At 33.9% G+C, this 26635-nt stretch carries 29 protein-coding genes; 12 read left to right on the forward strand and 17 right to left on the reverse strand.

Annotated features, from left to right (window positions below; all coding sequences use genetic code 11):
• Positions 1–99: 99 nt before the first annotated feature.
• Positions 100–1413 (reverse strand): tRNA lysidine(34) synthetase TilS, encoded by a 1314-nt coding sequence (tilS, locus tag HM983_RS09790; protein WP_179345228.1) that lies wholly within the window; start codon positions 1411–1413, stop codon positions 100–102.
• A gap of 114 nt (positions 1414–1527) precedes the next feature.
• Here tilS and HM983_RS09795 point away from each other — a divergent pair, with 114 nt between their 5' ends.
• Positions 1528–2217 (forward strand): hypothetical protein, encoded by a 690-nt coding sequence (locus HM983_RS09795; RefSeq protein ID WP_179345229.1) that lies wholly within the window; start codon positions 1528–1530, stop codon positions 2215–2217.
• On the opposite strand, the gene HM983_RS09800 is transcribed toward HM983_RS09795, so the two are convergent.
• Complete coding sequence (locus HM983_RS09800; protein ID WP_179345230.1) at positions 2218–3519, reverse strand: anthranilate synthase component I family protein; 1302 nt, start codon at positions 3517–3519, stop codon at positions 2218–2220.
• An 80-nt stretch (positions 3520–3599) separates the two neighbouring features.
• Between HM983_RS09800 and HM983_RS09805 the strand changes: the two genes are divergently transcribed.
• Positions 3600–4490: an aldose 1-epimerase family protein gene (locus HM983_RS09805; RefSeq protein WP_179345231.1), complete on the forward strand. Its 891-nt coding sequence runs from the start codon at positions 3600–3602 to the stop codon at positions 4488–4490.
• A 40-nt stretch (positions 4491–4530) separates the two neighbouring features.
• Positions 4531–5883 (forward strand): DEAD/DEAH box helicase, encoded by a 1353-nt coding sequence (locus HM983_RS09810; protein WP_179345232.1) that lies wholly within the window; start codon positions 4531–4533, stop codon positions 5881–5883.
• Between the two features lie 21 nt (positions 5884–5904).
• On the opposite strand, the gene HM983_RS09815 is transcribed toward HM983_RS09810, so the two are convergent.
• The 6 genes from HM983_RS09815 to HM983_RS09840 form a co-directional block, all read right to left on the reverse strand.
• Complete coding sequence (locus tag HM983_RS09815) at positions 5905–6732, reverse strand: mechanosensitive ion channel family protein (RefSeq protein ID WP_179345233.1); 828 nt, start codon at positions 6730–6732, stop codon at positions 5905–5907.
• 11 nt (positions 6733–6743) lie between these two features.
• Positions 6744–6929, reverse strand: a complete 186-nt coding sequence (locus tag HM983_RS09820; protein ID WP_179345234.1) for a hypothetical protein — start codon at positions 6927–6929, stop codon at positions 6744–6746.
• Complete coding sequence (locus HM983_RS09825; protein ID WP_179345235.1) at positions 6922–7512, reverse strand: RNA polymerase sigma factor; 591 nt, start codon at positions 7510–7512, stop codon at positions 6922–6924. Before HM983_RS09825 ends, HM983_RS09820 begins: the two co-directional genes overlap by 8 nt.
• A gap of 117 nt (positions 7513–7629) precedes the next feature.
• On the reverse strand, positions 7630–8037 hold the full coding sequence (locus tag HM983_RS09830) for a DUF2721 domain-containing protein (protein ID WP_179345236.1): 408 nt from the start codon (positions 8035–8037) through the stop codon (positions 7630–7632).
• 122 nt (positions 8038–8159) lie between these two features.
• Positions 8160–8789 carry a hypothetical protein gene (locus tag HM983_RS09835; protein WP_179345237.1) on the reverse strand — a complete coding sequence of 210 codons (630 nt, stop codon included), beginning with the start codon at positions 8787–8789 and terminating at the stop codon, positions 8160–8162.
• Positions 8790–8825: 36 nt separating this feature from the next.
• Positions 8826–9221, reverse strand: a complete 396-nt coding sequence (locus HM983_RS09840; protein WP_246277498.1) for a hypothetical protein — start codon at positions 9219–9221, stop codon at positions 8826–8828.
• Between the two features lie 193 nt (positions 9222–9414).
• On the opposite strand from HM983_RS09840, the gene HM983_RS09845 reads away from it, so the two are divergent.
• The 3 genes from HM983_RS09845 to HM983_RS09855 all read left to right on the forward strand — a co-directional run bounded on the left by HM983_RS09845 (position 9415) and on the right by HM983_RS09855 (position 11848).
• Positions 9415–10485 (forward strand): sensor histidine kinase, encoded by a 1071-nt coding sequence (locus tag HM983_RS09845; protein WP_179345239.1) that lies wholly within the window; start codon positions 9415–9417, stop codon positions 10483–10485.
• On the forward strand, positions 10478–11188 hold the full coding sequence (locus HM983_RS09850; protein WP_179345240.1) for a LytR/AlgR family response regulator transcription factor: 711 nt from the start codon (positions 10478–10480) through the stop codon (positions 11186–11188). Before HM983_RS09845 ends, HM983_RS09850 begins: the two co-directional genes overlap by 8 nt.
• A gap of 69 nt (positions 11189–11257) precedes the next feature.
• Positions 11258–11848, forward strand: a complete 591-nt coding sequence (locus HM983_RS09855) for a hypothetical protein (protein ID WP_179345241.1) — start codon at positions 11258–11260, stop codon at positions 11846–11848.
• A 130-nt stretch (positions 11849–11978) separates the two neighbouring features.
• On the opposite strand, the gene HM983_RS09860 is transcribed toward HM983_RS09855, so the two are convergent.
• The 5 genes from HM983_RS09860 to lpdA form a co-directional block, all read right to left on the reverse strand.
• Positions 11979–12731, reverse strand: coding sequence for a DUF6090 family protein (locus HM983_RS09860; protein WP_179345242.1), 753 nt, complete (start codon positions 12729–12731; stop codon positions 11979–11981).
• 32 nt (positions 12732–12763) lie between these two features.
• Positions 12764–13531: a DUF6090 family protein gene (locus HM983_RS09865; protein WP_179345243.1), complete on the reverse strand. Its 768-nt coding sequence runs from the start codon at positions 13529–13531 to the stop codon at positions 12764–12766.
• Positions 13524–14201 (reverse strand): DUF6090 family protein, encoded by a 678-nt coding sequence (locus HM983_RS09870; protein ID WP_179345244.1) that lies wholly within the window; start codon positions 14199–14201, stop codon positions 13524–13526. Before HM983_RS09870 ends, HM983_RS09865 begins: the two co-directional genes overlap by 8 nt.
• A gap of 181 nt (positions 14202–14382) precedes the next feature.
• A complete protein-coding gene (locus tag HM983_RS09875; protein ID WP_179345245.1) occupies positions 14383–15219 on the reverse strand; it encodes a DUF922 domain-containing protein in 837 nt (278 codons plus the stop codon).
• A 70-nt stretch (positions 15220–15289) separates the two neighbouring features.
• Positions 15290–16690 (reverse strand): dihydrolipoyl dehydrogenase, encoded by a 1401-nt coding sequence (gene lpdA / locus HM983_RS09880; protein WP_179345246.1) that lies wholly within the window; start codon positions 16688–16690, stop codon positions 15290–15292.
• Positions 16691–16806: 116 nt separating this feature from the next.
• On the opposite strand from lpdA, the gene HM983_RS09885 reads away from it, so the two are divergent.
• Positions 16807–17019: a dodecin gene (locus HM983_RS09885; RefSeq protein ID WP_179345247.1), complete on the forward strand. Its 213-nt coding sequence runs from the start codon at positions 16807–16809 to the stop codon at positions 17017–17019.
• 10 nt (positions 17020–17029) lie between these two features.
• On the opposite strand, the gene HM983_RS09890 is transcribed toward HM983_RS09885, so the two are convergent.
• Together HM983_RS09890 and HM983_RS09895 are read right to left on the reverse strand one after the other, a co-directional pair.
• Positions 17030–17656, reverse strand: coding sequence for a CPBP family intramembrane glutamic endopeptidase (locus HM983_RS09890; RefSeq protein ID WP_179345248.1), 627 nt, complete (start codon positions 17654–17656; stop codon positions 17030–17032).
• A gap of 3 nt (positions 17657–17659) precedes the next feature.
• A complete protein-coding gene (locus HM983_RS09895) occupies positions 17660–18118 on the reverse strand; it encodes an Lrp/AsnC family transcriptional regulator (RefSeq protein WP_179345249.1) in 459 nt (152 codons plus the stop codon).
• A 158-nt stretch (positions 18119–18276) separates the two neighbouring features.
• On the opposite strand from HM983_RS09895, the gene HM983_RS09900 reads away from it, so the two are divergent.
• The gene (locus HM983_RS09900; RefSeq protein WP_179345250.1) at positions 18277–19476 is read left to right on the forward strand and encodes an aminotransferase class I/II-fold pyridoxal phosphate-dependent enzyme; all 1200 of its coding nucleotides are present in this window, start codon (positions 18277–18279) and stop codon (positions 19474–19476) included.
• A gap of 10 nt (positions 19477–19486) precedes the next feature.
• Here the strand turns inward: HM983_RS09900 and HM983_RS09905 are convergent, their stop codons facing one another.
• The gene (locus HM983_RS09905; protein ID WP_179345251.1) at positions 19487–20521 is read right to left on the reverse strand and encodes a metal-dependent hydrolase; all 1035 of its coding nucleotides are present in this window, start codon (positions 20519–20521) and stop codon (positions 19487–19489) included.
• 602 nt (positions 20522–21123) lie between these two features.
• Between HM983_RS09905 and nhaC the strand changes: the two genes are divergently transcribed.
• The 4 genes from nhaC to HM983_RS09925 all read left to right on the forward strand — a co-directional run bounded on the left by nhaC (position 21124) and on the right by HM983_RS09925 (position 24109).
• Positions 21124–22593 carry a Na+/H+ antiporter NhaC gene (nhaC, locus tag HM983_RS09910; RefSeq protein WP_179345252.1) on the forward strand — a complete coding sequence of 490 codons (1470 nt, stop codon included), beginning with the start codon at positions 21124–21126 and terminating at the stop codon, positions 22591–22593.
• 210 nt (positions 22594–22803) lie between these two features.
• Entirely contained in the window at positions 22804–23448 is a 645-nt protein-coding gene (locus HM983_RS09915) for a peroxiredoxin (protein WP_179345253.1), read from the forward strand.
• Between the two features lie 92 nt (positions 23449–23540).
• Positions 23541–23849 (forward strand): thioredoxin family protein, encoded by a 309-nt coding sequence (locus HM983_RS09920; protein ID WP_179345254.1) that lies wholly within the window; start codon positions 23541–23543, stop codon positions 23847–23849.
• Positions 23850–23851: 2 nt separating this feature from the next.
• Complete coding sequence (locus tag HM983_RS09925; RefSeq protein ID WP_179345255.1) at positions 23852–24109, forward strand: DUF6952 family protein; 258 nt, start codon at positions 23852–23854, stop codon at positions 24107–24109.
• A gap of 75 nt (positions 24110–24184) precedes the next feature.
• Here the strand turns inward: HM983_RS09925 and katG are convergent, their stop codons facing one another.
• The gene (katG, locus tag HM983_RS09930; RefSeq protein WP_179345256.1) at positions 24185–26401 is read right to left on the reverse strand and encodes a catalase/peroxidase HPI; all 2217 of its coding nucleotides are present in this window, start codon (positions 26399–26401) and stop codon (positions 24185–24187) included.
• Between the last annotated feature and the right edge of the window lie 234 nt (positions 26402–26635).

Raw genomic sequence — 26635 nt, forward strand, 5'->3', positions numbered from 1 at the left:
AGAATTTCACCAATTCTTTACATTTTTTGGTTGATCTCAAATCTAATGTCTCATCCCTATTTTCTATTCTCTCTTATCTAATTGCTAATATCTTTTACCTCAATTAATTTTCAGAATTTTCTTGGTACCTTCATCTACTTTAAACCTTTCATCAGCTCTTTTACCTACTATCCAAACGATTTGATTGTTAGACGTTAACACTAATGTATTTTCCTTTTCTATTAAAGAAGCTTTTTCGTCTTTGAGATATTTACTTAATTTCTTTTTACCTGCCATTCCTATTGGTTGAAAATAGTCTCCCTCCTTCCATAATCTAATTTCTAGGGGAAAATTGAGCTTTTCAAAATCTAAAAAAACTGCCTTCTTTTCATCTATATTAATTTCTTCTACAAATTGAAAAGTGAAAGTTTTTTTTAATGTTTCTATAAATCCACTTTCTATATCTTTTTGAGAAATAAAAATACTATCGAAAATTTCAGGTATTTTATTTGCTAGAATTAAATGCGTTCTGTCTTTCACCAGCCGATGGGTACTTGACAGCACTTGTTTTCCTGATTGAGCATCCAGTAAATTATATACATCGCCCCATTCCGTAAATCCGTAATCTTTAAAAATCTCGAATAAATAGGCTTTTGGATTTTTTAGTGCTTTGAATGCTGAAATATCATAGGTGGTATAATTGTGATTAGCAAAGCTCACCGCTTCGAACCTAAAATTATCAATACGATCTTCAATGATTACCTCAGCATCATTTAAATGATTCAACGTATTTTTAAAACTATCCAATAATTGAGGATTAATTTCCTTTAGAATTGGAACTACTTCATGCCGTAGTTTGTTTCGTAAATATTTTCGGGATGAGTTGCTACTATCTTCTCTCCATTTTATATTTTCCTTATTAGCGTAAGCTTCGATATGTTCCCTAGAAAAAGGTAATAGTGGTCGTACGATGTTATCATTCAACATTGGGATTCCCGTTAAGCCGTTCAATCCAGTGCCACGAGTAAAATTGATTAAAAATGTTTCGAGATTATCGTCTGCATGGTGCGCTGTTAGTATATAATCAAAACCTAATTGCTCTGCCAATTCAGCAAACCAATCGTAGCGCAATTCGCGTGCTGCCATTTGTATGGAACGCTTGTTCTCTTTGGCATAATCTTTAGTATCAAAATTTTGAATGAACACTTCAATATTCAATTCGTCAGCTAAATCCAAAACAAATTCTTCATCGGCATTACTTTCCTTTTCTCGTAAATTAAAATTACAATGTGCTAGTGAAAAATCGAGATTTAATGCTTTGCATAAATGAGCTAGAACCACACTATCAACACCACCAGAAATGGCGAGAACCAACTTGCTTTCTAAGAGAAAGGGCAGTTTTTGGTGTACATGGTTTTTAAAATCGTCTTGCATTTCGTAAAGATACAATATTGCATGTGTGTTGTGTACGCATACGTTAAAATGGTGAAAATTGTTGAAAATATGCGCTTTTATAAATAACTTTAAAGAACACAAAAACAATAGGTTATGAGCACATTACAAGAACTCTCGTCCAAATCTGCAAAAATCACCTTCGACAAAAAAGTACTTTCCGTATTGCACTACCTTCACCCTTACGTAAAACACCGTATTTATATTGCCGAAACTTCTGGCATACTACCAAAAAACATGTATTCCTCCAACGGAATTATCGATGATTGTATCATACAGCTTTATGATAAAGGTTTTAATATTGAGGCAGAACGCATGACCGTTAAGCTAGAGTTATTCAAATTGATAGATGACTGTATGAATGAACTTTTTAAAAAGGAGGTCTTTCATAAAAATACAATTAGTACAAGTGAAATCAGAAAAAGAGAAATTGCAAAACTAGGCAAGGATTATACTATTGACGCGGATATGGATTTGATTCTAAACACCGAACTTAACGACATATCATATCAACGAGAAAAGGATAACGAACTTTATCTTTATGAGGACAAAGAAACCTCTATTTTAAGGGCTTTTGATGTTGACAAACAATCGGTAAACGCATCTTCAAAAGTGTTTGGTCGTTTTTATAGCTGGCTGCCTATTAATATTTCTAACATTGTGGATTTGTATATTTTTGGAAATCTCAGTTTTGAAGACATCGCTAAAATTAAAAACATAACTACATCAAGGGTAGCGTTGATTTTTGATAGGGTCAAAAAGAGTTTTAGAAAACATATTGAATAACTAGTTTTCCAAAACTTCACGCATTGCTTTGGCTTTGATCAAACATTCCTCATACTCTTTTAAAGGGTCACTTTTTGCAGTGATTGCGCTACCCACAGAATAGGAAATGTAATTTTCGGATGCATTGTAAAGAATACTTCTTATGATTACATTAAAATCGAAGTCACCATTAGGTGTAAAATAACCCACTGAACCAGAATACAGCCCACGCTTAGTTTCTTCCAAATTCTCTATAATTTGCATTGCTGAAATTTTGGGTGCTCCTGTCATGCTACCCATTGGAAATGTCGTTTCTAAAATTTCAGTTGGTTTGATTTCTTCTGATACTTTTGAAGTAACCGTCGAAATCATTTGATGCACCTGCAAAAAGGAATACACCTTGCACAATTCTTCAACTTTTACAGTGCCTTTTTGAGCAGTTTGGGACAAATCGTTTCGTACCAAATCTACAATCATAATATTTTCGCTACGTTCTTTTTGATCTTTTGACAAATCTTCTGCCAGTTGCAAATCTTCAGTCTTATTTTTTGAACGTCTGGCTGTTCCTTTTATAGGTTGTGAAATAACTTTGTTTTCTATTTTTTTGATGTATCGCTCTGGTGAAGCAGATAGCAGAAATTTATCTTCAACTTTAAGAAATGTAGCAAATGGTGGTTGAGATATTTCGTTTAGTTTTTTAAAGGTTTCAAATGGGTTGATTTGACTTTCCTCTGCATAAAATTCTTGGCAGAAATTAGCTTCGTAGATATCGCCTCTGCCAATGTGAGCGAGCATTTGGTTGACTTTATTAAAGTATTCGTCCTTATGAATTCTTAGCTTGATTTTGATTTCGCTGTTTATACGAGATTTCTCAATTTGCTTTGGATTGACAACTGAATTAATTGTATCTAAATCAACATCTATTTCATCATCAACCATTTTGAGATACTGGATTTCAACTTGGTAATCTTTAATTAAAAAGATTTTTTTAGGTTGAAAAAAATACAATTCAGGAAAATGTAACCGATCTAAGTTTTCAGATTTTAAATCCTCAATGCCGTTTTTTAAATCGTAAGTGAGATAACCAAAAATCCAATCTTTTGTAGATTGTTGATATTCATTTAATCGATTGAAAGCTTCAGAGTAATCGGTGTTTAAACTCGTGAAGGCATCAACTGCTAAAACAGCATCGTAACTGTTGTACTTATCTTTGTGATTATTTGAATCCAACCAAACGACATCATCAAATTGTTGTGCCCATAGAAGTAGATTTTTCTTGAAGCTAGTTGTATCTTTAGGTGAGTAAATTTTGGTTGTTCTCAATGGGTATCTTTATGCAGTGTAAAAATAACTAGAATACTTTTTATAACAGAACATTTGTAAATTTCTAAAAACAGAAAACAATGTACACCATACAAAATGACCTACTCAAAATCGAAATAAAATCCGCTGGTGCAGAACTTAGCGCCATTACAGCAGTACAAAACGATAATCAGTTTTTATGGCATGCTGACCCAAAAATCTGGGGAAGCCATGCGCCTAACTTGTTTCCGATTATCGGTAGCATGAAGGACGATAGCTACTTTTATAATGGAAAAAAATACAACATGACCAAACATGGTTTTGTGAGACACAATAAGGATTTAAAGTTAATTGACCATTTTAACAACCAGATTAAATTTCAATTAAAGTCCAACGAACAATTATTTGAAATGTATCCGTTTTTATTTGAATTTGAGATTTCATATCATTTGAATAAAAATAGTTTAGAGGTAAAGCATTCAGTAAAAAATATTGATGATAAAACATTATATTTTTCACTTGGTGGTCATCCTGCATTTACCTGTCCGCTTTATAATGATGAAGCCTATGAAGACTATTTTTTGGAATTTGAAAAGAATGAAATCAGCAAATCACATAAGTTGAATCTTAAAACTGGATTGGTAACTGATAAAACAAAATCGGTTTTTGAAGATGGAAACAAAATCAAACTTCGGAATGATTTATTTGATGATGACGCTTTAATTTTTAAAGATTTAAAAAGCCGAAAAGTGACCTTAAAACATCATGACAACGGAACAGTTTTAACCCTAAAATTTGAGGATTTTCCTTATTTGGGCATTTGGGCAAAACCGAATGCACCATACGTGTGCATTGAACCTTGGCTTGGTATAGCAGATTCGGAAGATACCAATCAACGCATCAAAGAAAAAGAAGGAATTATTGCTCTAGAATCTGGCGTGGTTTTCAATGCTAGCTATACGATTGAAATAGACCAAAAGCATTTAGCTTAACTAGATTATAAACAGTAGCTTTGTAGCCAAATTATATGTTGTGACTTTTCAAGATTTAAATTTAAACACACCATTATACAACGCCATAGAAGATTTGGGTTTTGAAAACCCTACTCCTATTCAAGCTGAAGCATTCAACGTTATAGCTTCCGGTAAAGATGTTGTTGGTATTGCGCAAACGGGAACAGGTAAAACTTTTGCTTATATGCTGCCTATTCTCAGAAATCTGCAATATTCACGACAAGACAATCCAAGAGTATTGGTGTTAGTACCAACGCGAGAGCTGGTGGTACAAGTAGTCAGTGAAATTGAAAAATTATCTAAATACATTAATAACCGTGTGCTTGGTGTTTATGGCGGTACCAATATTAATACCCAAAAGCAGGCAGTAGCACAAGGTCAGGATATTATTGTTGCCACTCCAGGACGTTTGTACGATTTGGCGGTGAGTCGTGTTTTGCAACTAAAATCCATACAGAAATTAGTGATTGACGAAGTTGACGTTATGCTCGATTTGGGTTTTAGACATCAGCTCATTAATATTTTTGACATACTACCTCTACGTCGCCAGAATATTATGTTTTCGGCAACAATGACGAAAGATGTGGATGATTTAATTACAGATTTTTTTATCAATCCTAATAAAATAGCCATTGCTGTTTCTGGTACTCCTTTAGAGAACATTAAGCAACAACGTTACGATGTTCCCAATTTTTATACAAAACTGAATCTTTTAGAATATTTGCTTCAGGATAAAGATGAATATTCAAAAGTGTTAATTTTTGTGGCTTACAAACGTATGGCAGACCGTTTGTTTGAAGCTTTAGAGGCCCTTTTCCCTAATCAATCTTGTGTGATTCACTCCAATAAGACGCAGAATTATAGGCTACGTAGTATCGAACAATTTAGGGAAGGTGAAAATAGATTGTTAGTAGCAACCGATGTCATGGCCCGTGGTTTGGATATTGACAATGTATCTCATGTTATAAATTTTGATACTCCGGAATATCCAGAAAACTATATGCACAGAATTGGTAGAACCGGTCGTGCAGAACGTGAAGGACAAGCTTTACTGTTTTCAACTGATAAAGAACAGGAATCACGTCAAAGTATCGAGAATTTAATGCAAATGACAATTGAAACTTTAGAAATTCCCGAACCGGTGGAAATTTCAAAAGAATTAATAGATGAGGAACGCGACCAAATTAAAGAGCACTATAATCCCATAAAGCGACGTGACGAAGACGCGCCAGGACCTGCATTCCATGAGAAAAAAGAAAAAAACCAAAAGGAAAACCTAGGTGGATCTTACAGACGTGAAATTGCTAAGAAGTATAAAAAGCCTAAAACACGAGGTGATAAGAATTACAATCGACGGAATAAGAAGAAGTAATTTCTAGTTTCAGATCAAATTTTAATTCTTTAATTCAATTTGTTTTTCAACTAAATCGTTAATTGGGACGACTAATCTTCCTTCTTCATTTTTTAAAATGGCTGAGATATTTTCGACCGATTCAATCGTATACATTTTGTTATTGAACATTATTTTTTGACCCAAATGAAAGGTCTTTCTCGCATAAAATGTTCTTAATACTTTACTTACCACTTCTCTTGCACCGAGACCAAATGCAATGGCAAACGCCAAAAGGAATGCTGCCATAATCATCACAAGATTTTGGGTAATGATTTCGGTATCCACACCTGCTTGATTAAGAGCTGTTACAGAAATGAATGTTAGCAGCAAGAAAAAAACAATCCTACCAATTATTCTACCACCAGCAACTCCCATAGACTGAAACACTGAAATCAAACCTACCTTTATAAAATTGGCAAATAACAGACCGAGCATAAAAATGAGCAATGCGGTAAACAGTTGTGGTAAATAAGCCAGAAGCTCACCAATCTGCTCAGAAATAATGGTCAGTCCCATAATGTCTGATGCCATTATAATGAGCATGATATAAATAACCCATTTTACAAAACTGGTTATGACTTTAATGGTATTGAAGTTGAAGCTTTTGCCCTCGATGATTTCAATTTGGTTGATTTTATCATCTAACTTATTGACTTTTGCCAACGTCAGGGCTTTTCTAATTATTTTGGTTACTATTTTGGCAATAAAGAAACCGATGATTAGTATAAATAATGTACCAATGATGTTGGGAAATATAGCTGAAATCTCCAACCACATAGTCTTTAGTGATTCCATTGCTACATTCTTAAAACCCGTTACTTCTTCCATAATGCCAAAAATTAGGTGTTGTTGTTTTTATCTCTTGTTTCAATTACCGTATCTATAACATAACCTAGATTATATGAAAACAATTCGGCAATATCCATAACCAATTTGGCCATAGCGATATCTTTCATCACTTTGGCCTTAAGTTCTTTTGGAACTTCCCTTTCTACTGCATTGAGCTGTTTAAATGGATTATCCATTGGTTACATATTTTTCATACTTTTCTATCAACTTTGCTTTTGCACGTTTTATGCGCATTTTAATAGCACTTTCTCCAGTTTCCAAAACTTCTGATAATTCTTTTACAGACATTCCATCTTGGTATTTCATTAAAAGAATCATTTTATCTTTTGGGGAAATCAACTCCATGACTATTTTTAATTGTTCTGCTCTCATGTTATCAAATTCAGCAGTAGAATCCACGTTGTCACCTATATTTTCTAAATATTCGGAATCTATAGATTGTTTCTTTATTTTCTTTGCCGTGTCTCTGGTAACATAATTTACACAATGGTTATATGTAAAGGCATATAGCCAAGTCGAAAATTTTGATTTACCTTTAAAACTACCCAGTTTCACAAATACTTTTAAAAAAATATCCTGCGTCAAGTCCTTAGTTTCAGCCTCATTATTGACAAAGCCATAGCATTTGTTGTAAACCATTTTTTCGTATCTGTCATATAACTTTTCGAATAACAGCGTGTTTTTAGTTTCCACAATGGCAACTACCAGATCTTCATCAGACCAGCTATCGTTTTTATTTGATGTTACCGTTTTTTCCAATTGTGCAAAGCATCATGGTAGTTGGACACTTCAACATTATAGAAGTCACTACTTTCCTGTGGGAAGCTAAATTTAGAAAAATATTTAGTGAAAGAGATTAATAATGATAAAGAAATACTACTCAGCTTTTAAATGATTCTGAATATCGTCTAAATGATGTTGAAGCGCCCTTGCAGAAATTTGAATTTCTCGAATCAATAAAGCCAATGAAAAAATAAGCAGTAAAAGTGCCAATCCAAATACCCAAACAGCAACAGCTTCTTGTTTAATGTAAATAAGGAACATAGTGAGCACACACAACAGCAAACTTGAAATACCAAAGATTTGCATATACCGTGTGAGATTGAGTCTGAGTTTTAAATTATTGATTTGCCGTTTTAATGATTTTTTTGGTGTTTCTTTATACTTTTCGCTCAAATTTCTTATTACAGCAGCATAGGCCAAAAAACGATTGGTATAAGCCAACATTATTAAAGAGATTGCAGAAAACAATAAAGCTGGAGTGGTGAGCGTGAGTTCTTCCATTAAGTTACTTTTTTGCTAAATTACTGAATAAAACCTCTATACATAAAAAGCGAACTTTTAAAAAGTTCGCTTAACTCGACTGTCTAATTTTTCTTAAACAATTTTTTATAGTGATTCGACTTTTATTCGTTTGGTCTTTCAGGAATATAAATAACATCAACTTCGATATCATTCCCGTATTTTACTAATATTGAACATAATACAGAGACACTTTCCCCATTGTGATTAGCGGGTTTCATCACTGGCATTTTTCGAAGCACTCTCAAGATTTCTGCTTGAATAGTTACTTCAGAATCCCTGACTTTCATACCAGTAAGATTTCCATTTTGATCAATAATAAAAAAGGCTTCCACTTGCTTTGATTCTGAAAGGTTTAAATCTTTAGAGACACTCAAGTTAAATTCTCGCTTTATAAATGCCGATACTTTATTCTTAAAACATTCTCTTGTCTCTTCGTTAGAAAGATCCTCACAACCTTCATAGATAGGCGCTATTTCTACATCTTTTAAGATCATCCTATTTTCAGGACTAAAATTTGCTAAGCCGTCATCATGCGATATAATATTGCACAAACTTAACATGGCCTTTTCCTCTTCATCGGTTATATTTCCTTGAGCCATAATCTGTTCTTGAACAGCATTGATTTTCATTATCAAGGCACTTTCAGATGTATAGGATGATGATTTTTCATCACAAGAAAGCACTAGGGATAATATAAATAATAGGATTATACGTGCAGTAGTGGTATTCATAGTATTTCGGAATTTTATAATTTTTACTTATATATTTTAAGCTTCTTTTTCAATATTTAATGTCCACTTATAAATTAAAATACCCAAGCGTGCCAACGTAAATGAGAATAACCCAAAGGTAATTGTAAGTAAAGAGACCTTTAATCCACCAGAAAATAACGACGGACTTACATCACCTAGAGCTTCTACCATATCAAACAATTGAATAATGCCCATTACGGATGCTAAGCAACCAATTACTAAAGCAATAAGGCTTGACTCTACTGCAAGACCTATCATTTTCTTAGCTGCAACATTATCCTTATTACGCTTAACAAAGGCCATTACAATAAAGAACAGAGAAAGTAAAAAGGCAATTAAGATAATGTACATTGCTGGTCCACCTTCACTCATTCGGTCTGAAAACTGGTTTGTAATAATAGTTGAAATCATAATCATATGTTTTTAATAATTAATATCTCAAAAGTATGTCTTACTTACTTGCAATTTAAATTAATGCGACGAATAACAATTTCACATCGGGATTTAACCACAACGTTAAAAAGGGCACTAATCCTGTTATTCGTCTACTAAACCAAAAACGACATATAAAAATGAACTATTATTGTACTATTGAAATATTACTTTGACTATAAAACGCTCAAAATATAAAAGGCTAAAGCAGGTACTACTCCATGTTGTGTTTTGGTATGCCGTTCTCTTCTTTTTCGTATCTGTTTTTAATGTAGATAACAATATAGATAGTAATGTATTCTATTTCTCATTGTTTCTAATGCCTGCTACTATTGCTACAACTTATATCTCTATCTATAAATTGATTCCCAATTATCTAATAGCTAAGCGCTATTTTTTATTTGGGCTTTATAGTATTTATACCTTTATAATTTCAATCTTCGGTATCTGTCTTTCTATGTTTTTTGCACTGGCATATCTCAGTGATTTTAAATTTGAAAAAATGAATACCGTTGGTAGAAGTGCCGTCTTTATAATGGCATGCATTTACATTGTAGTCTTAATTGTGAGCGCTTTTAAGCTCTTAAAACTGAATTTAAATCAATCAAAACAAAATGCTGAACTTGAAGCAAAAATTCTTGAAACACAACTAAAACTAAAAGAACAGGAATTGAATTATCTCAAAATGCAGATTCATCCTCATTTTTTGTTCAACACACTTAATACCATGTACGGTTTTGCTCTAAAAAAAGCTGAGCAAACACCTGAAATGATTCTGAAACTATCCAACTTGTTAGACTATTTATTGTATCAAGTAGATAAGCCATTTGTTAGTTTAACAGAAGAAATTAATCACATTGAAGATTACATAAGCCTAGAGCAAATGCGTTTTCATGACACTTTAAATGTGAGTTTCCACAAGCACATACATTCCGAAAACATAGAAATTGCACCCATGCTTTTTTTGCCGTTTATAGAGAATAGCTTTAAACATGGGGCCATTAAAAATGGTGTTTTAACTATTGACATTTTGATTGAAACCAAAAATGAGTACATTAATTTCAATATTAAAAATAGCAGTTCTAAAAGGGCTAATTACTACGAGGGTATTGGTTTAGAGAATATTAAAAAACGATTAGAATTGTTGTATCCAAACCGATATGAGCTCTCTATTGCTAAAAATGAAGATTTATTTGAAGTTTTCTTGAAGCTAAATCTTAAACATGCTGAAACCCATGGCTAAATCAATATCCTGCATTATTGTTGACGACGAAACCATAGCGCGTGAGGTGATTGCTTCGCATATTTCTAAATTAGAAAATATAACAGTTGCTGTAGAATGTAAAAATGCCATTGAAGCTTTTAACTTTATAAGCAACAACAAAGTGGATTTGGTATTTCTGGACATTAATATGCCCGAAATTTCAGGAATTGCATTTGCCAAATCCATAAATAAAGATATTAAGGTCATTTTTACAACGGCATATCGCGATTATGCTGTTGAAGGATTTAATTTACAAGCAGTGGACTATCTTTTAAAACCCATTGCTTTTGGACGCTTCTTAAAATCTGTAAATCGGTATTTTGAACTTACGACCAAACAAACAGAAGAAAAGAATGATACGAGTGAAGATGTTGATTTCATTTTTGTCCGTTCTGACCGAAAAATGATTAAAATAGATTTTGATGACATTATATATATTGAAAGTTACAGCGATTATATTAAGATTCACCTCAGCAGTAACATCATAGTTACACGAGAAACCATAAGCGCAATTGAAGCTAAATTACCAAAGTCTCAATTTCTGAGAATCCATAGATCTTACATCGTCCGTTTATCGAAAATTCAATCGTTTAACAGCGAGACGATTACACTTGGTCGAATTGCTCTAACAATTAGTCGAAGTTATAAAAAAGAAGTATTAAAGCTGTTAGAAAATTACTAGCTTTAGGGTAAGAAACCTCAAATTAATCCATCACCAACGTAAAAATTTGGTGCTTAAAAACCCTAAATCATGATACAAGACCTACATGACACTATCCAAAATTTAAAGCCGTTTGAATACTCCGTTCACCATGATTCTAATTTACTAGATCAGCAATGGGTTTTAGTCAATGGTATTGAAGAAAATAAATCAGTCTATACCTTTAGAAAAGATAACGTCCTGGAAATTTACAGGGAAAACAACATCATAGAAACATCTTGGAATATTCATTTCCAAAACATTTTCACTATACAAACTGAAGACGGTAGAGCTACGGTAAAAGCTTATTTTAAAGATGAAGACATTTTGGTGCTCAACAACCAAACCAAGGATGAATTTGCTTTATTTATAAATACTACCAATTATGGTGATGCTGTAGAATCTGTTGATGATGTTCAGCAGTATTTAAAATTCAAGTACAAGCAAAAAGCTTCTAAACTTATTTATGGTCACGAGTTTTATTATATTTCAGAATCAGAGGAATTTGGACCAAATACAGTTGAAGAGCTCGCCGAAAAAGTTGAGAATAATGAAATTAGTCCCTACTGCTTTGTTAGAGATGTACATGAAGACGATTACAGTAAACGATTGCGAATTGACGATTTAATACAAGAATTATAAAAGTAAAAAAAAAGCGAACTTCTCAGTTCGCTTTTTTTTACAAGGATGATTTCACCAATGACGTATTTAAAGTACTTACCAGTTTTGTTTTGGTTAATTAGTGAGCGACGAATATGACGGAAGAATTTAATCATTTAGAAAGTTCTTTGTCTATTATAGAAATTATGTCTTGAGCCTTTTTTATAAGTTCTATAGTTTCATTTTTAGTTAATTGGCAAAAAACAGCTCTTCTGTTTAACATGTTTAAAAAAACTTTGTTTTCTAGTATAGCCTTATAATCGCTTGTGAGTCTATCTCCCTCGCTTAAGCTTTTAATTCTTTCTGCACCAAAACGAAGTCCGACATCATTAGCTAATTTCGTCTTAAATACGTCATCCCAACAAATGAAGTTATCTAAAATTGCTGAATATTGCAGATACAAATCAAAATGAGCAACTTCATCTTCTATCATATCAGCTACATCTCCTGGCCATTGAATTAATTTCTTTTTAAGATTTTCTTTAGCAATTAGATTAATTTTACCAGAGGTTAAAAGCAGATTTAATGAACCAGCTTGGTTATTATAAGTTGGCGCACTCATCGTTCTGAAGAATAAACTGTCTAAATATTTTGAACTGTAGTTTGGAACCTCTTCTGGCTGTTTGTTATATATAATTGTAGCGGCCGAAATTATATTATTTCGGATATCGTTTAAAAATTCGAACTCTGTGATAGCTTTCTCAAAATCCTCTTTGAGATTAGTCAATATCAATTTCTCTTCAATACGCTCTAAACGTTTTTGATTCCAATTATTGATCTGCAAGGCAATGAGAATACCAATAACGACCAATAATATCTCGCCAATGGCGTATTTAAAATATTTGCCTATTTTGTTTTGTTCCATGAGGTTATAGCGGATTTTTCGGAAGAATTTGATCATTGAATATTTGAGCCTATAAGCTCTAACGTGTTGTTTAAGTAAGTCTCGAGATTTTTGTAAGCAGTTAATACGTAAACTATATTTAAAGCATTATTATACACTTGGTTTTCAAATTCAAGTGTTCTTATTGTTGAATTGTAATCTATTTTGAAATTAGAACTGGAAATTATTGGCAAATCTGTTTTTTGCATTAAGCGTTCTGGTATTGCCATATTTCTTAAAACGGCCTTATTTGTTAAAGAAGGAATAAGAAATTCGAACATATAGTTATAGTATATTTCAATGTCGTCTTCGGTGTCATCTTTCATAAACGACCAATTAGACAGTTGTTTTCTGAGCTCAGAATCTTTAATGATACTAAGGGAACCAGAACTCTTTATTTCATCTATTGATGCTGCATTAAGGTCTAGTGAATAAAAGTCATTGATGATTGCATCTAAAAGTGTTTCTACTTCTTCGGGATTTATAATGTCATCCCCTCTTATGATTTCTAATAGCCTTATTGAAGATTTGTAACTACCTGTAGAACTATTATAAATTCTATTAAATTCTGTGATATTGGCTTTAAAATCTGAACGTAAATTCTTTAATATAACTTGCTCTTTATTTGTTTCTAGTCTTTGGTTATTCCAATTATTGACTTGTAAAGCCAATAAAATACCTATCATAACTAGAATGATTTCGCCAATGGCATATTTAAAATATTTGCCTGTTTTTCCTGTTTCCATGAGGTTATAGCGTATTTTTCTAAAGAATTTAATCATTAGTATCTAGATTTTGATCAATATGTTGAATTAGTCCATTTGCATTATTTAAGGAGTATTCCATTTCGTCTTTGGTTAGCCTAAAAAGAATCCGCTTAAAATTGCTTATCCCCTGAAATGATGCTGCCAAATGCGCCAGATCTATATTTTCCCAGACTAAGGAATCAATAAGTTTACCTTGGTCGTGCAAAGTTGTAGAGCCAAAAGTGTAAGTATCTACATATTGTGCCAATTTTTCCCGATAATCTTTAGTGATACTCTCAACCATACCTTCTCGGTAAAATTTACCATTATAATAGTCTTTTATGTGGGTTTTTAGGGAATCATTCATAACATCCATGAGTCCAGTATCATTTAAACTTTTATAGGCATTGGTATTGTAGAAAATCGGATTGTTCCAATTTGGGTTGAATTCATTTCGAGTGATTTCAAGCAATGTATCAATCGTTGCTTTGGGCCTTGCAATGCGTTCTCTCAACGATTCATTGAGCTGATATTGATAATTTACATCTGGTAGGTGATTGGTAATTAAAAGCGAATCTTGAACCAAATCGGTTTTTAATGCTTTGAGTGCATTATCTAAATTGATCTTTATGGTTCTTTCTTCGTTCCAATTATTAATCTGTAGCGCAATGAGAATACCGATAACCACATGGACGATTTCGCCCATAGCATAGAGAAAGTATTTCGAAAATTTGTTCTCTGAAAGAAGCCGCTGCCTAAAACGACGAAAAAAATTGATCATTCACTTTCTTTTATGAAAGTAAATTAGGTCGATGATGTAGTTGAGGTTGGTAACTATTTGTGTTTAAAGATAGTATAATGTTACAAATGGAATTGAATAATTATGATTAATTGCTCTTGTAAAGCTCATATTTAGCTAACTCTAATTCTACAACAGCCTCCCAATGTTCTTGTGTCTCCTTTTTGTCTCCACGTTGGGTTTCTTGATCGTATCTTAATTGTCTAAGTTCCATTTCGTTAAAAATTCGATCAAAGATTTGTTTTGTCTTAAGTATGTCACTACTGGTAGCGTTGGCATCATACAATTCCTTTCTCAACTTACGAGAATAGATTTCTGTAATATCAAAATGTATTTGCTCGTGCCTTAATACATACTCATTTCTGCCCTCAGGTATCACCCAGCTATAGTTTGTATTAAAGACACTCTGTACAAAAACCTTACCTTCTTTAAACATACTTACTCCAGATTCATAACCAAAGCCAGAATTGGTTAATGCTAAGGCGTTAGGATAGGTTGCCAAATCTGGTTGTCCTTTAAAATCGTCCCAAGTTAATTTTCTATCTAGACTCCATTCAATTTTTGATTCGTAGTTTTTTGGGTTTGCTACTTTATAAATTCTAGCTTTTAACCTATGGCAAGTGCTCCAATTATCAGGCGTTTTATGTGCTATAATCTTAACTAGATTAGCACCAGCTTCTCTTGCCGCAGATTTTACATTCAATAGGTTTTCATAATAAGTACAATTCACGGCTAAGCCACCATCTTTTGCTTCTATGGTACCAATTTCTTCCCCTATAATAGTTTGGTCATCCGCTATATCCAGAACAATGATTAATGCATTGTCTGATAATGGTGGGTAAGATTTTTCTATGGTACTTCTTAGTTTGGGCGAACATGACCACACTACTGACAATAACAAGAAGTAAAGGCTGATTTTTTTCATATAGGCTAAAATAAAAAAAGCGAACATTTACGTCCGCTTTTTTTAATTAAATATCTTTTACTTATGAATTTTAAATATGTAAAGCCCGATCTTCAGTGGCAGCTAAAGCAGCTTCTTTAATAGCTTCCGTAAACGTTGGATGCGCGTGTGAAATACGTGCAATATCCTCTGCACTTGCCCTATATTCCATTGCTACCACAGCTTCGGCAATCATGTCGGCTGCACGTGCACCAATCATGTGGACTCCTAAAATTTCATCTGTTTCTTTATCAGCTAAAATTTTCACAAAACCATCTAAATCCATACTCGCACGGCTTCTGCCCAATGCTCTCATAGGGAATGATCCTGTTTTGTATGCCACACCTGCTTCTTTTAATTGTTCTTCAGTTTTGCCAACAGCAGCAACTTCTGGCCACGTGTAAACTACGCCCGGAATTAGGTTATAGTCTATATGTGGTTTTTGGCCAGCGATGGTTTCTGCCACAAAAACACCTTCTTCCTCGGCTTTATGTGCCAACATTGCTCCTTTTACAACATCACCTATTGCGTAGATGTTTGCCGTACTGGTTTGCAAGTGTTCGTTCACCTCTACCCTGCCTCTATCATCGATTTTCACACCAGCTGCTTCGGCATTTAATCCGTCAGTATAAGGACGACGACCAACTGAAACCAAACAGTAATCGCCTTTAAACTCTACTTCCTCTCCCTTTTTATTGTCTGCTTTGATGATGACCTCATCACCTTTTCTTTCAACGGATTTTACTTTGTGAGAGACATTCATATTGAATTTTGCCTTTTTAAAGACTTTGTTCAATTCCTTGGAAAGTCCAGCATCCATTGTTGGAATGATACGATCCATAAATTCTACAACCGTTACCTCAGAGCCTAATCGTCTATAAACCTGTCCTAATTCCAACCCAATAACACCACCACCAATAACAATCATGTGTTTTGGTATTTCCTTTAGTTTTAAGGCTTCAGTTGATGTAATTATGCGTTCTTTATCCAGTTCAATAAAAGGTAAATTTGATGGCTTAGAACCTGTTGCTATAATGATATTTTTAGCTTCTATTTCAGTTTTCTCTTTTCCATCAATCTTTATATGTGTTGCATCTTTGAAGCTTCCCAAGCCTTCATAAACATCGATTTCGTTTTTCTTCATCAAATAATCAATACCACCTGTAGTCTGATCTACAACGGCCTGTTTACGCGAAATCATTTTTTCCAAATTCACTTTTACCTCGCCTGGAATTTCAATGCCGTGCTCTTCAAAATGTTTTACGGCATCCTCGTAATGGTGCGAAGAATCTAAAAGCGCTTTACTCGGAATACAACCTACATTTAAGCAAGTTCCACCAAGGGTTGAATATTTTTCAATAATTGCAGTTTTCATTCCTAATTGTGCACAACGGATTGCTGCCACATAGCCACCAGGACCCGAACCTATAACTGCTACATCGTATGATTTCATAAAGTGTATTTTTCAAATTTAAAAACGAATACAAAAGTACGAATTTATGTCTATTTCGTTGAATGGGTTACCGTTATATTTTCGTATATTTTAAGTGAATTTAAAACTATAGTATCATGAGTAATCACACGTATAAAAAAATTGAAATTGTTGGGTCATCAGAAACCTCAAGTGACAATGCAGTAGAAAACGCATTGGCAAAAGCAGCAAAATCTGTTAAAAACATGAGATGGTTTGAAGTAACCGAATCACGAGGCCTTATTGGAGATAATGGAAAAGTATCCTATTGGCAAGTGACTGTGAAAATTGGCTTTACGATGGAGGATTAAATAGTAATCTTTAGACAGGAAAGCCCAACATCTCACCCATACCAATGGTATAGAGCCAACCACCATAAATGGCATGCTCAATAGAAACCAGTAACGTGGAACGCGTTTTTCTAAAGGTAAGTGCAAATAACAAACCTCCTAAAAACGTGATAACCATAACCAGCGTATTTCTAAAAAACAAATGTGCCAAGGAAAATAATATGGCATTTACAAATATGAAAAGTCCTTTGTTTTTGAATAGATCTTCGTAACGTTTAAAAAAGAACGTTCTAAAAATAAGTTCTTGTGGATACACTGAAAAAACACAATACACAAACAGAAACAACAACCAAATCCTGTAATCGTGTTTAATTACGTTGAACAAATTTGCAGAATCCAATATGAGCACATAAAGCGAAGTTATCACTGCAATACCAATAAACTTCATGAATGTTAAACGCCAAAATTTTTTCCAATTGATATTTTTATTAATATGAATTTTAATTTTTTCTATCGCAGACATTACTCCAAGTACATAAAGAAAACCAACAACACCAATTGCTATTTTAATTCTAATACTTAATGGTGTCACCAAACTTATCGGTGCTAAAACAAAAATCACAAACAATTCAATAAGCCTATAATTGGTGTTTTTCATAATTTATATAGTTATTGCCGTAGTGTGTTTGACTTCGTTAATCATGAACATACTATGTGTACTACCAATATGATCTATTTTTGTGAGTTTATTGACCATAAAATCTCTGAACTCTTCCATATCCTCTACAATTACCTTTAGTAAATAGTCATAATCCCCACTTAAATGGTAACACTCCAGTACCTCTTCTATTTTTTTAACTTCTCTTTCGAATTTAACCACATAGTCCTGAGAATGCTGTACCAATTTAACATGGCAAAATGCTACAAAAGTTTTTTCAATCGTTTTTTTATCTACTAAAGCTACGTAACTTTTTATAACTCCGTTGTTTTCCAACTTTTTTATACGTTCAAAAACTGCTGTTACGGATAAACCTAATGCATGCGCCAATGCTTTATTTGTTTGCTTGCTATCAGATTGCAATAGTTTTAAAAGTTTTTTGTCTATTTGATCAAAATTCATGGATTTTGTTTTTTCGTTCAAATATCAAATATAGCACACCTAATAGATTTTAATTCTACATACAACAATAATAATAGTTTTATTTTCTAATTATAATAGGACCTATTGATTAATAGTCTATTAATGCTAATATTTGTTGAAACGATAAATTAATAATTATGGCTTTCAAACCTGCAAATCACATTCAAGATTTACAATATTTTGGAGAATTTGGCGGAGTTAATCCTTCTATTTCAGATTCATCTACATACACCTTTCTTTCTGCAAAAACCATGTTTGATACGTTTGAGGGCAACGCAGATGGTTGCTACTTATATTCGCGCCATTCATCACCTTCAAATTTATACTTAGGCGAAGCTTTGGCCGCTATGGAAGGTACAGAAACCGCCACTGTTACTGCTTCAGGTATGGGTGCCATAACACCGGTCTTATTGCAACTATGCGACTCTGGAGAACACATTGTGAGCAGCAGAACCATTTATGGAGGTACTTACGCTTTTTTGAAAAACTTTACACCTAGACTCGGAATAGATACCACTTTTGTTGATATTACTAAAATTGATGCGGTTGAAGCTGCAATAACTCCAAAGACAAAAGTACTTTATTGCGAATCGGTTAGTAATCCTTTGTTGGAAGTTGCAGATATTAAAGCCTTATCTGAGTTAGCAAAAAAATACAATCTACAATTAGTAGTAGACAATACGTTCTCTCCATTATCAATTTCACCCGTAAAGTTGGGAGCTGATGTCGTTGTACATAGTTTAACCAAATTTATTAATGGTTCATCAGATACTGTTGGTGGTGTGGTTTGCGGTACTCAGGAACTAATAGACCAACTACGAAACGTTAACGATGGCGCTGCCATGTTATTGGGTTCAACTATGGATAGTTTGCGATCGGCTTCTGTTTTGAAAAATTTGAGAACCTTGCACATCAGAATGCAACAGCATAGTCAAAATGCGATGTATTTGGCCGAAAGATTTCAAAATGACGGACTTAAAACCGTTTATCCTGGACTGGATTCTCATCCTTCACACAAATTATATAAATCAATGATGAATGAAAAATACGGTTTTGGAGGCATGATGACCATTGACGTTGGCACTTTGGATAAAGCAAATGCGCTTATGGAATTAATGCAAGAACGAAATCTTGGTTATCTCGCGGTAAGTTTAGGCTTTTACAAAACATTATTTAGCGCTCCAGGCAGCTCTACCTCATCTGAAATACCTGAAGACGAACAAGAGGCAATGGGATTGAGCGATGGATTAATTCGATTTTCAATTGGATTAGATGCCGATATAGAGCGAACTTACAGTATGATGCGCGATTGTATGGTGGAATTAGAGATTTTATAATTAGACAAAACTACAACCCCTTCAACCTTTTAAGCATTGGAGCGAACATCTCGGAAATAGACATATCCTCTTCAAATTCAGGACCGGAATTTTTCATATCCCAAATACCATTTTCGTTAAAAATACGAAACCTGAAAATTGAAGAGTCGGATGCTTCGGGATTGAGCAATGGATATCTTAAATCTTTATATATAAATTCATTTGCAACGTCCGTCGTCTCAATATGATAGTAACCATTACTAAACCATGATAACTTAGATAAGTTTTTGTCTTCCATTGGGATCAAACTGTGTTGCTTTTCAATTTTAATCCATTTATCAACCTTGGAATTTTCATCTAATATGGAATAAAATCCAACATAATAGAATGACTCGGTTTCAGCAACTCCATACCATAGAATATTGTTGAAAATAGTGGGCTGAGTCTGAAATCGTTTGTATACTATATTATCACTTTTTAATGAAGATTTATAAATAGAATTGACGTGAGTTTTATTGAAAAGGGTAAAAATCATATAAGCTGAACTCAAACCAATACCCAATTTGAGCCACAAACGTCTTTTTAAATTTTGTCGCTTAAGAAACAATATGACTATTAAACAAATCAGAAATGGCAATGTGTACAAAGGGTCAACCACTGCAATATTATTAAATGCCACTCTATAGTCGCTAAACGGGAAAAAGAGCTGAGTACCGTAAGGTGTAAAACAATCTAAAATAGGATGGGTAAAAAGTGACCAAAAGAATAGTTGCTGCCAATCCTTAAGATTAGTTGAGCTGACTCTTTTACCGCTATCATAAAGCTTAAAACTAAACCAACCAATGGCAAACGCCCCAATAATTGAAAACACAATAGAGTGCATAAACCCACGATGGAATGCCATGGCTTGGATTTCATTATCGTAAATCCACGGACCAATTAACACATCCAAATCCGGAATTGTTCCTCCTATGGCACCAAACAACAGCGCTTTATTACCAATCTTTTTACCGAGAACCGCTTCTCCGCAAGCGGCACCTAAAACAATTTGAGTTAATGAGTCCATATATTATGGAAAAATACAAATAATCTGAATTGTTGGTCAGGAAATAGAAATATTCTAATAATGATAATCTTTATTTTGAATTTGTGATGAAATCCTTATAACTTCCATCTGAACGTTTTTTTTCAACTCTCGTATTTCTGTGATTCTTTCTGGACAAAGCAAGTTACTTGAGTTAAATTCAAGAATATTTAAATAGTTAAGGGTTTCTAAATTTTTACGCAACCTGTTCTCAGGTTTTTCAGACTTTACGGCATGTTTTTCATAGAGGCAAAAATCTGAAAATTTTTCTTTCTCATTGTGCTCACAAGAAATGGGGAATAAGTACAGAAAAGATTTCACATGAGTATTATAAAACAATTCAATTTCATAATCTATAAGAAAAGCAAAGTACCAACAACAAGTAAGAAGGGCAATTATTATAAACACAATAGTCATAACGCTTGAATTTTAAAAGATTAAATACTCCATGTTAATGTAAGACACCTTAAAACAAGGTTACCCTCCCAATTGAAATTATTAAAAATTGTGTAACGTTATTTCAATTTTCTTAATTTGCGATAAAAATGAGATTGTTGTAACATTACAAACTAAACTAAATATAGATGCAAGACGAACCCAACCTATCTGATGTAGAAATAGACGACCAAAAAATTAGAGATAATAAGGAACTTAATATTTATGAAGCTCTTGTACCTGTAATAATTTTAATGGCTATGCTGGCTTACAACATTTTTTTTGTTGAAGGTCAAGAATGGTTTGGAACATATACCAATCAGATTATTTTATTACTAGGCGGTCTAGTTGCGGTTGTGGTTGGTCTATTTAACAAAGTGAAAATTCCAACAATGCTTTCAGAAATTTGGGAGAACTTAAAAAGTGTATTTATACCAATAATGATATTGTTTTTGGTTGGAGCCTTAGCTGGCACCTGGTTAGTGAGCGGAGTAATTCCTGCAATGGTATATTATGGATTACAAGTGTTAAGTCCTGAGATATTTTTGCCTGCATCCGTTATTATTGCTGCATTAATTTCAATCGCAACTGGAAGTTCATGGACAACATCTGCAACCGTTGGTATTGCATTGGTTGGCATAGGTACAGCCTTAGGCATATCTCCAGGAATGATAGCTGGTGCGGTCATATCCGGTGCTTACTTTGGTGATAAAATGTCACCCTTGAGTGATACCACAAATTTAGCTCCTGCTATGGCTGGTACGGATTTATTTACGCATATTAGATATATGGCACTCACCACTGTACCAACTATAGTCATCACTTTAATAGTATTTGCAATCATTAGTGCAAACATAGACCCAACAGGCAATGCAGACATAAGTAATCTGTTAGCATCCATAGACAACACATTCCATATTACACCATGGTTATTTTTAGTACCAATTGCGGTAATTGTTTTAATTCTTTTAAAAACAAAACCATTGGCAGCATTAGCCTCAGGCGTATTGTTGGCAGCAATTTTTGCATTTATCTTTCAATCTAATGTATTAAATAGCCTATCCGATTCTAATATTGGAGCAGTTGTTACTTCTATACTTACAGATACATCTATAGCAACTGACAATGAAAAACTGAATGACCTCTTCTCCTCAGGCGGGATGCAAGGCATGTTATGGACCATTTTCTTGATTATTTGCGCTATGGTTTTTGGAGGTGTTATGGATGGAATTGGCGCCTTGGCAAGAATCACTAAAGCCTTACTTTCTGTAGCTACAACAATTTTTGGATTGTTTGCAAGTACGGTAATAAGCTGTTTAGGCTTAAACACCATTGCTTCAGATCAATATCTGGCAATCGTAATACCTGGCAAAATGTTTAAAAAAGCCTATCAAGACAAGGATCTTGCACCTGAAAATCTCAGTAGAACCTTAGAAGATTCCGGAACAGTTACATCCGTTTTGATACCTTGGAATACCTGTGGAGCGTATCAAAGTGGTGTCTTAAATGTAGACGTAAGTCAATATTTTGCTTACGCCATATTCAATTGGCTAAGTCCGTTTACCACACTTCTATTCGCAGCGTTTAGGATTAAGATAAAAATGTTGACAAAAAAGTAAAAATCAATTCCTCAACTGATTGTATTAACGGTTAACAATTTGATAATTTAAAAGCCTTATATTTTTCATTTTCACAACAATTTTAAAGTTTTCTTAAAGCTATTTGCTTACGCTATTTACTAATTAGTTATCATAATCATTTCCTATGCTGCATAACGTTACTTATGCATAGTTTTGTATCAAATTAATAACAATTAAAACAAAATTATAATGGCATTAGTAGGAAAAAAATTTCCGGATTTAAACGTAAACGCAATGAATGAAATGGGCGACACGTTTAAAATTAACGTATTAGAAGAAGCGAAAAACAACAATAAAAAAGTAGTATTGTTTTGGTATCCTAAAGATTTCACTTTTGTATGCCCAACAGAATTACACGCGTTTCAAGCAGCTTTAGAAGAATTTGAAAAAAGAAACACCATAGTTATCGGTGCATCTTGTGACACAGCCGAAGTGCACTTTGCATGGTTGAGCACAGCAAAAGATAATGGAGGTATTGAAGGTGTAACTTATCCACTTATAGCAGACTCTAATAGAAACCTAGCTTCAACATTAGGAATTCTTGACATTTCAGATGAAAAATATGATGAAGAAACGGGCATTTTTACTGTAGAAGGTGATAATGTAACTTACAGAGCTACTTATATCATTGATGAGGAGGGCACAATTCAGCATGAGAGTGTAAACAATATGCCGTTAGGTAGAAATGTGAATGAGTATCTAAGAATCATCGATGCTTTAACGCACGTTCAGGAAAAAGGAGAAGTTTGTCCAGCAAACTGGGAAGATGGTAAAGAAGCTATGCAAGCCAATGCTGCCGGAACTCGTGAGTATTTAAAGGCGCATTTAAACTAGAAACTACAATTATAAAAATCTAAATTCCAAAGTAACTCAAAATGGGTTATTCTTTGGAATTTAGGTTTTTAAACCTTGAAATTTAAAGAGTTATGATAAAAGAATTAGAAACAGATAATTTAAATTCCATTGTTTCTGAAAACGAAACCGTAATTGTTCAATATTCGGCTGGATGGTGTGGCAATTGCAGAATCATGAAACCAAAATTTAAGAAATTGGCAACAGAAAACGAAAATGCAACTTTTGTTATCGCTGATGCTGAAAAATTTCCTGAAAGTAGAAAACTAGCAAATGTAGATAATCTGCCAACTTTTGCCACTTTTAAAAATGGTGAGTTTAAAGGACAGGTGCAGACCAATAAATATGATGTGCTTAAAACATTAGTTGAAGAAGTGATATAACCATGAAATTACCAGTAATAAAACATTTAACACAGTTTATTGAAGACAACGACGAAGACTATATCATCGAAACAATAGAAACGCTTGAAAATCTTACAGAAGTCCCTTCTTTAAGAGATGAGGAACTGGATGTTATCGGAGAATTAATTTCAAATATGTACGGTGCTATTGAGGTCAATAAAATGGTTAAGCTAGGCAAGCCCAAAAAAGAAGCACTCAATGATTTTATGAAGCGTGTAATGGGTTCTATTGATAATTAAACTCAATTAAAGTCCTTAAAAAAAATAACCACCTCGATTCGAGGTGGTTATTTTTTTTTTAAAATCTGCACAAATTTATTTTCGCAAATCAAAACGGTCTAAATTCATCACTTTACTCCATGCCTTAACAAAGTCTTTTACAAACTTTTCTTCGGCATCATTAGAACCATATACTTCAGATACTGCTCTTAATTCCGTATTAGAACCAAAAATTAAATCTGCTCTGGTTCCTGAAAACTTCATTGCATTTGTTTTTCTATCACGCCCAATAAACTCTCTATCTTCAGAATTAGCAGCTTTCCAAGTCATATCCAAATCTAAAAGATTGGTAAAGAAATCGTTAGTAAGGCTTTCCTTTTGGTCTGTAAACACCCCATGGCTAGAACCATCGTAATTGGCACCCAATACTCTTAATCCACCTACTAACACTGTCATTTCCGGCACAGATAGTGTCATTAAATTAGCACGATCTATTAACAAATCCTCAGCTGCAATATCTAATCCTGATATTTGATAATTTCTAAAACCATCTGCTAATGGCTCTAAATAACCAAAGGCTTCAATGTCCGTCTGTTCTTGCGAAGCATCTCCCCTTCCTTGAGAAAATGGTACTTTAACATCGTAACCAGCATTTTTCGCTGCTTTTTCAACGCCAACTACTCCTCCAAGCACAATTAAATCTGCCATAGAAATAGTTCCTTCAAATTTATCTTGTATCGATTCCAAAGTATTTAAAACCCTATTTAATTCCTGTGGATTATTCACTTCCCAACTTCTTTGTGGCTCTAGACGTAAGCGACCTCCATTGGCACCACCACGCTTATCAGAATCTCTATAGGTTGAAGCTGAAGCCCAAGCTGTTCTTACCAAGTCAGAAATTGATAAATCGGAATTCGAAATCATTCCTTTTAAATTATCTATATCAGAATCACTTAATTTATAACTGACTTTTGGAATTGGATCTTGCCATAGCAATTCTTCTTCCGGTACTTCTGGGCCCAAATATCTATCTATTGGCCCCATATCTCTATGTGTAAGTTTGTACCAAGCTCTTGCAAAAGCATCTTCAAAAGCTTTGTGATCTTGGTGAAATCTTTTTGAAATTTCTAAATATGCAGGATCGGTTTTTAAAGCAATATCGGCTGTCGTCATCATTAATGATTGTTTTCCGTTGGCATCGCCTGCCTTTGGTGCCATTCTAGCATTAGAAGCCTCAGTTGGCCTCCATTGATGAGCTCCCGCCGGACTTTTTGTTAATTCCCATTCGTAATTCAATAATACGTCAAAATAATCTGCATCCCATTTGGTTGGATCTGGCGTCCAAGCACCTTCTATACCGCTGGTAATTATATCATCTAGAACACCAGAATTATAAGAATTTTTCCAACCCATACTCATTTGTTCTATCGGTGCACCATGTGGTTCCGGACCAACATACTCGTTTGGATCTGCAGCTCCGTGAGCTTTACCAAAAGTGTGTCCGCCAGCAACTAATGCCACAGTCTCCTCATCATTCATTGCCATACGACCAAAAGTATCTCTTATGGTTTCTGCAGAACCCATCGGGTCTGGGTTCCCGTTTGGCCCTTCGGGATTAACGTAAATCCAACCCATCATAACGGCTGCTAGTGGATCTTCTAACTTACCATCTTCGTAACGTTCTTCATTGGCTCCCCATTCTGTTTCACTTCCCCAATATATATCTTGTTCTGGCTCCCATACGTCTTCTCTACCTCCGGCAAAACCAAATGTTGGGAATCCCATTGACTCCAATGCGCAATTTCCAGCCAAAACCATAAGGTCTGCCCAAGAAATTTTACGTCCATACTTTTTCTTTATTGGCCATAGTAATAAACGAGCCTTATCCAAATTGCCATTATCAGGCCAACTGTTCAATGGAGCAAAACGCTGGTTACCAGAACCTGCTCCTCCACGACCATCACCAACTCTGTAAGTACCTGCACTGTGCCATGCCATACGGATCATGAATCCTCCATAATGCCCATAATCAGCTGGCCACCAATCTTGTGAGTCGGTCATTAAATCTAAAACGTCTTGCTTTAGTTCTGAAAAATTAATACTGTTAAATGCCTCAGCATAATTAAAATCTTCTCCCATCGGATTGGACTCTGGTGCATGCTGTCTCAAAATGTTCAATCTTAATTCATTTGGCCACCAATCGCGGTTTTTTACACCTCCTCCACCTACTGAAGTTTGCCTGCCACTTAAAAAAGGGCATTTATTAGCATTGTTATCATTAATCTCAAAAGTTTCTGTGTTTTTATTATCCATGACGCATTTTAAATTAAATTCTGTTTATAAATTTAATGAATTAATCCTCCAACTAAAAAATCCTTACATTTTATAAATTTATTTTTACATAGATTTCCTCTATATAAATGATTGATTTCTATTTTCAAAATAGATTAGAGGTCATTATGTTTAACATAAGATGTGGAAAAGCAATGTTCATTCCACAATGGTTAAACAGTTGTGTTAAAGAATTGTAGAATACAATTTTACTTG

The organism is Winogradskyella ursingii (assembly GCF_013403975.1).
In the GTDB taxonomy this organism is placed as follows: domain Bacteria; phylum Bacteroidota; class Bacteroidia; order Flavobacteriales; family Flavobacteriaceae; genus Winogradskyella; species Winogradskyella ursingii.